This is a genomic window from Gordonia sp. i37 (assembly GCF_002043085.1).
GTDB classification, from domain to species: Bacteria; Actinomycetota; Actinomycetes; order Mycobacteriales; family Mycobacteriaceae; genus Gordonia; species Gordonia polyisoprenivorans.
The window spans coordinates 1-1,395 of the sequence record NZ_MVPX01000436.1 but is presented as its reverse complement, the minus strand read 5'-3'; the positions used below and the strand labels follow the sequence as shown (position 1 = coordinate 1,395).

The 1,395-nt window shown below is 70.6% G+C and carries 1 protein-coding gene; it reads left to right on the top strand.

Going from position 1 to position 1,395, the window contains the following annotated elements; translation table 11 throughout:
- Positions 1 to 1,395 (top strand): AAA family ATPase (locus B1964_RS21670; RefSeq protein ID WP_139765825.1); only part of this gene is annotated, 1,395 nt, incomplete at both ends.

Here is a 1,395-nt window from a genome sequence, read left to right as displayed (position 1 = left end):
AGGTGCTGCGCACCCTGGGTGCGGTCCCGCGCCTGGGAGTGTTGCTGACCGGCCCGGCCGGGGTGGGCAAGGCGACGCTGGTACGCGCGGTGGCGGCGGGGCGGCCGCTGGCCGTGATCGACGGCCCGACCGTCGGTGCGACCGAGGCGAATTCGCGACTACGCACCGTCACCGACGCCGTGTCCTCACTGCGTCCCGGCGGCGGGGTCCTGCTGATCACCGACGTCGACGCCCTGCTGCCCACCGAGGCCGAACCGGTCTCCACACTCCTCCTCGATGCCCTACGAGAAGCGTTGGCCGGCAAGGATGATCAGCCTGGCACGATCGCACTGATCGCCACCACGACACAACCGGCAGCGGTCGACACCCGATTGCGCGATCCCCAACTGTGCGACCGGGAGCTCTCGATCGGGCTGCCCGACGCGGCATTGCGCGGCCGATTGCTCGCGGCCATCCTCACCGGGGTGCCCACCGAGGGAGATCTGCAACTCTCCGAGATCGCTTCACGGACACCTGGTTTCGTCGCCGGTGATCTCGCGGCGCTGACCCGGGAGGCGGCCCTGCGGGCGGCGGCCCGGGTGACCGCGGCCGGATCGACGGCCGCACCGGCACTGACCGCCGAGGACCTGCGTGGCGCCGTCGGGGTGATCCGACCGGTGTCGCGTGCGACGTCGCCGGAGGTCTCGTTGGGATCGATCACGCTCGATGACGTCGGCGACATGGTCGAGACCCGGCAGGCGCTCACCGAGGCTGTACTGTGGCCGCTCGAACATCCCGACACGTTCACCCGACTCGGTGTCGATCCGCCGCGCGGGGTGCTGCTCTACGGACCGCCCGGCTGCGGCAAGACCTTCGTGGTACGGGCGCTGGCCGCGTCGGGCCGGCTCTCGGTACACACCGTCAAGGGCGCCGAACTGATGGACAAATGGGTCGGCGCCTCCGAGCGCGCGGTTCGTGACTTGTTCGACCGCGCACGGGAATCCGCGCCCTCCCTGATCTTCCTCGACGAGGTGGACGCATTGGCGCCCCGGCGCGGTCAGTCGTCGGATTCCGGGGTCTCCGATCGCGTGGTCGCCGCGCTGCTCACCGAACTCGACGGCGTCGAACCGCTGGCCGACGTCGTCGTCCTCGGTGCCACCAATCGTCCGGATCTGATCGATCCGGCGTTGCTCCGGCCGGGCCGACTCGAGCGACTGGTCTTCGTCCCACCACCGGATGCGCAGGCACGCGCCGACATCCTGCGCACCTCGGGACGCAACGTCCCGCTCGCCGACGACGTCGACATCGAGGCGCTGGCAACAGATCTCGATGGCTACTCGGCCGCCGACTGCTCGGCTCTGCTGCGGGAGGCCGCACTCTCGGCGATGCGCCGCAACATCGAGGCCGCCACGGTCA